Source organism: Comamonas sp. (genome assembly GCF_036666375.1).
Lineage (GTDB): Bacteria > Pseudomonadota > Gammaproteobacteria > Burkholderiales > Burkholderiaceae_C > Comamonas.
Genome location: NZ_JAVWWA010000177.1, coordinates 1 through 5,970, shown reverse-complemented (window position 1 = coordinate 5,970; position 5,970 = coordinate 1). Strand labels below are relative to the sequence as shown.

Genomic DNA, 5,970 nt, shown 5'->3' with positions numbered 1-5,970 from the left:
TGCTGACGTCTCAAGCGCATGGAATATAGTTATGAAATATATCTATTCTTCAGCCAGGTGAATGCTCTGGGCTTGCGGCCCTGGGCCATTGCCTCGACCACGAAAGCCATGCCATGAAACACCAGGACCTGGTGGCCATCGACTTCCATACCCATGCCGAAGTCAGCTGCCGCAACCCTTTCGACAACTACGGCGAGGAGTTCGATCGCGCGGCCGACAAGTACTTCGGCAGTTCGGCGCGGCCGACGATTGCCGAGACCGTGGCGTATTACCGCGAGCGCAAGCTGGGGCTGGTGATGTTCACTGTCGACGCCGAGTCGCAGATGGGGCGACGGCGCATTCCCAATGAGGAGATCGCCGAAGCCGCGCGCGCCAACAGCGACATGATGGTGGCGTTTGCCAGCGTCGATCCGCACAAGGGCAAGATGGGCGCGCGCGAAGCCGAGCGGCTGATCAAGGAGGAGGGCGTCAAGGGCTTCAAGTTCCATCCGACGGTGCAGGGCTACGACCCGTACGACCGCATGGCCTGGCCGATCTACGAAGTGATCAACGCGCACAAGCTGCCCGCGATCTTCCACACCGGGCACAGCGGCATTGGCAGCGGCATGCGCTGCGGCGGCGGGCTGCGGCTGTCGTACAGCAATCCCATGCTGCTCGACAACGTGGCCGTCGACTTCGGCGACATGCAGATCGTCATGGCCCACCCTAGCTTTCCGTGGCAGGACGAAGCGCTGTCGGTGGCGATGCACAAGCCCAATGTCTGGATCGATCTGTCGGGCTGGAGCCCCAAGTACTTTCCCAAGCAGCTGGTGCAGTACGCGAACACGCTGCTCAAGGACCGCGTGCTGTTCGGCAGCGACTTCCCGCTGATCACGCCCGAGCGCTGGATGAAAGACTTCGAAGTCGCGGGCTTCAAGCCCGAAGTCATGCCCGGCATTCTCAAGGGCAACGCCGTGCGCCTGCTGGGTTTCGACAAGGCCTGACGCGCAGCGGGGCGCTGTCCCGGAGCCTGCGCCGCGCAGGCGTTACCATCGCGCACATGTCTGAGACGCCTGCGCTTCGCGAATCCCCTCCGCCCGCGGCCCATGGGCTGCCGCTAGACGCCGACAGCATCCTGGCGCTCGCGGCGCGCTCGATGTTCCATCTGTTCTCGAGCATGAGCCAGGGCATGTTCCTGGCCGATCGTTCGGGCCGCGTGGTCTGGGTCAATGAAGGCTACCGGCGCTTCCTGCCGGCGCTGGGCGTGGCCTCGGTCGACGACTTTCTGGGCCATATGGTCGAGGAGGTGATTCCCAACACCCAGATGCGCCGCGTGCTCGAGACCGGCCAGCCGGTGCTGATCGATCTGCTCACAAACCAGGCCGGCACCTTCGTCGTCAGCCGGCTGCCGCTGCATGACGACGCGGGCCTGGTGATAGGCGCGATCGGCATCGTGTTGTTCGATCACCCCGAGACCACGCTGCAGCCGTTGATCAGCAAGTTCGCGCGCCTGCAGCGCGACCTCGACGATGCGCGCCGCGAACTTGCGGCGCAGCGCGGCCGGGCCCAGTCGGGCACCGGCCTGCGCCAGGCCAAGCATACGTTCGCAAGCTTCGTCGGTGCGAGCCCCGCGGCCACCGAAGTCAAGCGCCAGGCGCGGCGCGCTGCCCAGTCTTCGAGCCCGGTGCTGCTGCTCGGCGAGACCGGCACGGGCAAGGAACTGCTGGCGCATGCGATCCATGCGGCCTCGCCGCGTGCCGCAGGCCCGTTTGTCGGGCTCAATATCGCGGCCATTCCCGACACGCTGCTGGAAGCCGAATTCTTTGGCGTGGCGCCTGGCGCCTACACCGGCGCCGACCGGCGCGGGCGCGACGGCAAGTTCAAGTTGGCCGATGGCGGCACGCTGTTTCTCGACGAGATCGGCGACATGCCCGCAAGCCTGCAGGCCAAGCTGCTGCGCGCCCTGCAGGAAGGCGAGATCGAGCCGCTGGGCTCCAACCAGCTGCTGCCGCTGAACGTACGCGTGGTCGCTGCCACGTCGCGCGATCTGCCGGCCATGGTGCGCGCGGGCCAGTTCCGCGAAGATCTGTTCTATCGCCTGCATGTGCTGCCGATACGCGTGCCGCCGCTGCGCGAGCGCCGCGCCGATATTCCCGCGCTGGTCGAAGTGCTCAGCGACGACATGGGGCTGCGCAACGACATGCCGCCGCCCGAATGGCATGCCGATGCGCTGGCGCTGCTTGCGGCCCAGGAGTGGCGCGGCAATATCCGAGAACTGCGCAATGTGCTGGAGCAGGCCGCGATGCGCGGCGACAGCGGCGTGGTCGATGCGCGCCTGCTGGGCGAAGTGCTGCGCGCCGCAGGCGTCGAGCCGAAACCGGCGCTGACCGATTTGGCCCCGGGACTGCCACGCACCCAGGCGCAAGATGAAAGCCAGCGCCTGCTGCGGCCGCTGCATGTGCAGGTGGCCGAACTCGAACAGCAGGCGATTGCCGCATCGCTCGCGGCCAACGGCGGCAACAAGCTCGCGACCGCGCGCCAGCTGCAGATTTCGCGTGCCACCTTGTACGCGCGCATCGATCAAACGGCTTGAATGGCTTGCTGCACTTTGGTGCAAACCCTGTGCTTGAAACAGACAGATGTCTGAAATTCAGACGGTTGATGTTGTCTGAAAATCAGGCATTTTGTAACCTGTCATGGCCCATGACTGCCGCGTGCTGAGCAAAATCAAGGGCTTGCGCGCGTAGCCGCCAGAGATCGCCGCCTGGCACAAAGCCTGCTGTATCTTGTCCACTATTCAAAAGGAGACAAGCACCATGCAACGCCGTACCCTGGTTCATTCCGCCGTTCTCTGTGCGCTGGCTTTGACAGGCGCCCAAGCGGCCCTGGCGCAGTCGGGCGAGATCCGCATTGCCCACGTTTACAGCAAGACCGGCCCGCTCGAGGCCTATGGCAAGCAGACGCAGGCCGGACTGATGATGGGCCTCGAGTACGCGACCGGCGGCAGCATGACCGTGGCCGGCAAGAAACTGGTGGTGATAGAGAAGGACGACCAGGGCAAGCCCGATCTGGGCAAGAGCCAGCTCGCGACCGCGTACTCCGACGACAAGGCCGACATTGCCGTAGGCCCCAGCGCATCGGGCGTGGCGCTGGCGATGCTGCCCGTGGCCGAGGAGTACAAGAAGATCCTGCTGGTCGAGCCCGCGGTGGCCGATTCGATCACCGGCGACAAGTGGAACAAGTACATCTTCCGTACCGGCCGCAATTCAAGCCAGGATGCGATCAGCAATGCCGTGGCGATCGATCGCGCGGGCGTGACGATTGCGACGCTGGCCCAGGATAACGCGTTCGGCCGCGACGGCGTCAAGGCGTTCAAGGACGCGGTGAAGAAGGGCAAGCTGGTGCACGAGGAGTACCTGCCCGCGGCCACGACCGACTTCACGGCCGGCGCGCAGCGGCTGATCGACAAGCTCAAGGACCAGCCGGGCAAGAAGATCATCTGGATCGTCTGGGCCGGCGCGGGCAACCCATTCAAGATCGCCGATCTGGACCTCAAGCGCTACGGCATTGAGATCGCCTCGGGCGGCAACATCCTGCCCGCCATGGCCGCGTACAAGAACCTGCCGGGCATGGAAGGCGCGAGCTACTACTACTTCGGCATTCCCAAAAATCCGGTCAATGACGCGCTGGTGGCCATGCACTACAAGCAGTTCAAGACGCCGCCGGACTTCTTCACCGCGGGCGGCTTCTCGGCCGCGATGGCGCTGGTGACCGCGCTCAAGAAGACCAACGGCGACACCAAGACCAACACGCTGATCAAGGCCATGGAAGGCATGTCGTTCGACACGCCCAAGGGCACGATGACCTTCCGCAAGGAAGACCACCAGGCAATGCAGAGCATGTACCACTTCCGCGTGAAGAACGACCCGGCATTTGCCTGGGGCGTGCCGGAACTGGTGCGGGAGATCAAGCCTGAGGAAATGAGCATCCCGATTCGGAATGGGCGTTGAATGGGTTTGGCGAGGTTGTCCCTTCGCCCTGAAACGCCCTTCGACAGGCTCAGGGCGAACGGTATTGGCGAGTTAGACGGAGACACCCTTCGACAGATGGGGCGCGGCGCGACATCCGTTCGTCCTGAGCCTGCCTTGCCGGCCGCGTCGAAGGATGAACGGCCCACCCTAAGAACTTTTCGCGCCGCATATTTCGAATCCCCGCCGCCAACGCCTGCCGCCGCAGGCGTTGCGGCCCGTCACATCCTTTTTATGCTTGAAACCCAGAACCTGACGATTCGTTTTGGCGGCCATGTGGCCGTCAACGGTGTGAGCTGCCGCTTTGCGCCGGGCACGCTCACGGCCATCGTCGGCCCCAATGGCGCGGGCAAGACGACCTTCTTCAATCTGATATCTGGTCAGCTCAAGGCCACGGCCGGGCGCGTGCTGCTCGGTGACCGCGAGCTCACAGGCCTCGCGCCTTCGGCGCGCACCCATGCGGGGCTGGGCCGGGCGTTCCAGCTGACCAATCTTTTTCCGAATCTGAGCGTGCTGGAAAACGTGCGCCTGGCGGTGCAGGCGCGGCTGCCGGGCAAGCACAGAGGCGGGCTCAATCTGTGGAGCATCTGGAGCGACCACGGCCGGCTCACGGCGCGCGCCCAGCAGGTGCTCGAACAGGTGGCGCTGTGGCCGCGGCGCGCCGAGCCCGTGGCGAGCCTGCCGCATGGCGACCAGCGCAAGCTGGAAGTCGCGCTGCTGATGGCGCTGGAGCCCGAGGTCTACATGTTTGACGAACCCACGGCCGGAATGGGCCATGACGAGGCGCCGGTGATTCTCGATCTGATACGCGATCTCAAGGCGGACCGCAGCAAGATCATCCTGCTGGTCGAGCACAAGATGGATGTGGTGCGCGAGCTGGCCGACCGCATCATCGTGCTGACCAATGGCACGCTGGTGGCCGACGGCCTGCCGGCCGAAGTCATGGCTTCGCCCGTGGTGCAGCAGGCTTACCTGGGCATAGCGCCGCAAGAGGAGGCCGCATGAATTCCACCGCTTCCATGCTGTCACTGCGCGGCGTGCACACGCACATCGGCGCGTACCACATCCTGCACGGCGTCGATCTCGAAGTGCCGCGCGGCGAACTCACGATGCTGCTGGGGCGCAACGGCGCGGGCAAGACCACGACGCTGCGCACCATCATGGGACTGTGGCAGGCGTCCCAGGGCCAGGTGCTGCTGGGTGGCCAGGACATCACGCGCCTGCCCACGCCCGCGATTGCCCAGCGCAGCGTCGCCTATGTGCCCGAGAACATGGGCATCTTTGCCGACCTGAGCGTCAAGGAAAACCTGCTGCTGGCCGCGCGCCAGGCAAGCCACGCGGCGCAGATGGACGAGGCGCGGCTGCAGTGGATCTTCGGCCTGTTTCCGGCCGTGGAGAAGTTCTGGAACCATCCCGCGGGCAAGCTGTCGGGCGGACAAAAGCAGATGGTGGCCGTGGCGCGCGCCATTGTCGAGCCGCGCGATCTGCTGATCATCGACGAGCCCAGCAAGGGGCTGGCGCCGGCCATCATCCAGAACATGATCGCGGCCTTCGAGCAGCTCAAGGCCGCGGGCGTGACGATTCTTCTCGTCGAGCAGAACCTGGCCTTTGCCACGCGCCTGGGCGACAGCGTGGCGGTGATGGACAACGGCCGCGTGGTGCACGCGGGCCGCATGGCCGATCTCGCGGCCGACAAGGCCTTGCAGCAGTCGCTGCTGGGGCTGGCGCTGTGACGCGGCGCGACAAGGAGCACACATGAATTTCAAGGAATTGGACTGGAAACCGCTGGCGCTGGTGCCGGCGCTGGCGCTGGTGACGCTGCCGCTGGTCGGCTCGCCCAGCACCTGGCTCACGCTCACCGTGGCGGGCCTGGCCATGGGCATGATCATCTTCATCATCGCCTCGGGGCTGACGCTGGTGTTCGGCCTGATGGACGTGCTGAACTTCGGCCATGGCGTGTTCA

The 5,970-nt window shown here is 65.1% G+C and carries 5 protein-coding genes and 1 pseudogene; all 6 read left to right on the top strand.

Annotated features, from left to right (window positions below; genetic code table 11):
• Nucleotides 1-113 precede the first annotated feature (113 nt).
• Nucleotides 114-983: an amidohydrolase family protein gene (locus RR928_RS23970; protein WP_332539227.1), complete on the top strand. Its 870-nt coding sequence runs from the start codon at nt 114-116 to the stop codon at nt 981-983.
• Nucleotides 984-1,039: 56 nt separating this feature from the next.
• The gene (locus tag RR928_RS23965) at nt 1,040-2,572 is read left to right on the top strand and encodes a sigma-54 interaction domain-containing protein (RefSeq protein ID WP_332539228.1); all 1,533 of its coding nucleotides are present in this window, start codon (nt 1,040-1,042) and stop codon (nt 2,570-2,572) included.
• Nucleotides 2,573-2,795: 223 nt separating this feature from the next.
• A complete protein-coding gene (locus RR928_RS23960; protein WP_332539229.1) occupies nt 2,796-3,989 on the top strand; it encodes a substrate-binding domain-containing protein in 1,194 nt (397 codons plus the stop codon).
• A 252-nt stretch (nt 3,990-4,241) separates the two neighbouring features.
• Nucleotides 4,242-5,012, top strand: coding sequence for an ABC transporter ATP-binding protein (locus RR928_RS23955; protein ID WP_332539230.1), 771 nt, complete (start codon nt 4,242-4,244; stop codon nt 5,010-5,012).
• Complete coding sequence (locus tag RR928_RS23950; protein ID WP_332539231.1) at nt 5,009-5,740, top strand: ABC transporter ATP-binding protein; 732 nt, start codon at nt 5,009-5,011, stop codon at nt 5,738-5,740. The genes RR928_RS23955 and RR928_RS23950 overlap by 4 nt, the downstream gene beginning before the upstream one ends.
• Before the next feature lie 22 nt (nt 5,741-5,762).
• Nucleotides 5,763-5,970: pseudogene (locus RR928_RS23945) on the top strand (branched-chain amino acid ABC transporter permease); the annotation flags it as partial.

Bases quoted from the DNA above. Each gene is read 5' to 3' on its own strand.
- RR928_RS23960 (WP_332539229.1), top strand. From the start codon at position 2,796: ATGCAACGCCGTACCCTGGTTCATTCCGCCGTTCTCTGTGCGCTGGCT.
- RR928_RS23965 (WP_332539228.1), top strand. From the start codon at position 1,040: ATGTCTGAGACGCCTGCGCTTCGCGAATCCCCTCCGCCCGCGGCCCAT.
- RR928_RS23950 (WP_332539231.1), top strand. From the start codon at position 5,009: ATGAATTCCACCGCTTCCATGCTGTCACTGCGCGGCGTGCACACGCAC.
- RR928_RS23955 (WP_332539230.1), top strand. From the start codon at position 4,242: ATGCTTGAAACCCAGAACCTGACGATTCGTTTTGGCGGCCATGTGGCC.
- RR928_RS23970 (WP_332539227.1), top strand. From the start codon at position 114: ATGAAACACCAGGACCTGGTGGCCATCGACTTCCATACCCATGCCGAA.